Genomic DNA, 2,140 nt, shown 5'->3' on the forward strand with positions numbered 1-2,140 from the left:
AAACTTGAGATAAATATACTTATGCAAGTCTAAAGGAGTGAAATGCCATAGGCATTTTGTATCGAGAACCTTCGTTTGGAGCACTTTTCTTTAGGTTCCAATCCCTTAAAGTGGTCAACCTAAATCAGGGACGTACAAAACTGTTTACTCCGCACTGGTTACTGGCAACTGAATTCCGTCAGTTCGAGTGAAATCCTGAAGGGATTTTGTATCGAGAACCTTGGCTAAGATATCGTTTCCTTTTGGTATAAATTTCTAGAGAGGCACTAAACTCCTATAATTAGATTCGTTACCTATAATTATATAAATGTATTTACAATAATAGATGCTCGCTCCCGTTACACTAGGGGTCTTATTGTTTGTAGACCATATGGGATAGGGTTTCCAACAGGTTCTTATTAAATTTAACAAGTGTTTATTTATACTTCTATATGATAATTAGGGTATGATAACAAACAAAACATCCTATAATTCTGTAATATTTTAATAGAATTTTAATAGTTAAGAGCCAAAATTCCAATTAAATTTGGTGGTTAAATTAATAATAATTTAAAATTAAGTTTTAATGAAAATTAGTAGGATTGTTTTAGTTTTTTTACTGCTCATTTCCTTTACCAATAGCAACGCACAGGATTTGCGTATTACCGAAAAGGACAAAATTGTTAAGAGCGCCTGGATGGTGGGTCTAGGCTACAATTTTGTGGATGATTCCGGTTCTGGTGCCGATTTTAGTGAATTGTTCAATGTAAAGGACAATTGGAATGCCTTGGCTTATCCGTCAAGAGTAAGTATCGGAAGGTATTTTGAAAACGGACTAGGGGTTGAGGCTATAGGATCCTACAATAAATATAAGGTAGGGAAAATGATTGACGGTGCTGTTAATACAGCTGAAACTAAATATGGAGCCATCGATGCAAGATTGAGCTATGATCTTAACAAGCTAATTGGAGAAACTGGTTTCTTTGATCCTTATGTAGGGGCCGGACTAGGGTACACTAGAGCCAATGGTGAAGATATGGGGACCTATAATGCCGTTGTCGGATTTAGAACTTGGTTTTCAGATCGCGTAGGTTTAGACTTTAGTAGCTCTGGAAAATGGGGTATGGGTGACGCTGGTAACCACTTGCAGCACCATGCCGGAGTTGTATATCGTTTTGGTATAGAAAAAGGACTCTCTAAAAGAGGATTAGAAAAACAAGCTTTGATTAATGAGCAGCAGCGAATCACCGATTCCATCAACGCAGCAAAGCAAGCGGAAGAAGAGGCTCGTTTACGTGCAGAGCGATTGGCAAGGGAGAAGGAGCAGGCGCGTTTAGCTGCTGAGGAGAAGGCAAAAAGAGATGCCGAAAACCAACGAAGAGCTACTATTAAGCAGCAGGTGAAAGACGTAGGTCATGTAGGTTTCGCTTTTAATTCCGCCTGGGTGAGCAAAGCAGAAAAGGAAAGATTGGATAAGCTAGTGGTAATCTTGGAGGCCAATCCAGGTGTTACCTTAAAAGTTAGCTCTCATGCTGATTCTAGAGGTTCTCAGGAATACAATATGAAGCTTACCGAGAGAAGGGTGAAGAACACCATCGATTATCTAGTAAACGAAAAAGGAGTTGACGCTAGCAGACTAAAAGGAGAAGCATTTGGTGAGAAGCAGTTGTTGAACGACTGTGACGGTACTAAGTACTGCCCAGAATCGAAGCATAGAGTAAATAGAAGATCAGAATTTGAAGTATTGAGCTTCTAATTGAAGCCTTTCTTCTAACTTTCCGCCCTGCAGACTCGTTAAGGAGATGCAACAATCAAGATAGGGGAGAAGTTAATACAAAGTACAAACACCAGTTATGGTCCATATAATAATGGAATGTAGCTGGTGTTTTGTTTAATGTAGCAATTGGTCAATGTAGCGATGTACCAATGGGTTTGATAATTAGTCAATTTGGAAATGTGTTAATTTGAAAATAAATAAATATATTAATGAAAACGTCATTTCGACAAGAGCCCTATTTCAGGGCGTCCCGACCCATCGGGAGAGAAATCTCACTAGCTGAACATTATGGTTATTACTTAAAAGGTTAAGCTGTTATGCTGTTACGAGGTTATGAAGTCGTCAGTTCGATTTCTATGACAATTCCAAACGATTTTTATAATA

The 2,140-nt window shown here is 38.4% G+C and carries 1 protein-coding gene; it reads left to right on the forward strand.

All coding sequences use genetic code 11. The features are described from left to right. Window positions 1-565: 565 nt before the first annotated feature. Complete coding sequence (locus tag BV214_RS16520; protein ID WP_086478600.1) at window positions 566-1,735, forward strand: OmpA family protein; 1,170 nt, start codon at window positions 566-568, stop codon at window positions 1,733-1,735. Window positions 1,736-2,140 lie beyond the last annotated feature (405 nt).

This window comes from Arenibacter amylolyticus, from assembly GCF_002150785.1.
Taxonomy (GTDB): Bacteria; Bacteroidota; Bacteroidia; order Flavobacteriales; family Flavobacteriaceae; genus Arenibacter; species Arenibacter amylolyticus.

Bases quoted from the DNA above. Each gene is read 5' to 3' on its own strand.
- BV214_RS16520 (WP_086478600.1), top strand. From the start codon at position 566: ATGAAAATTAGTAGGATTGTTTTAGTTTTTTTACTGCTCATTTCCTTT.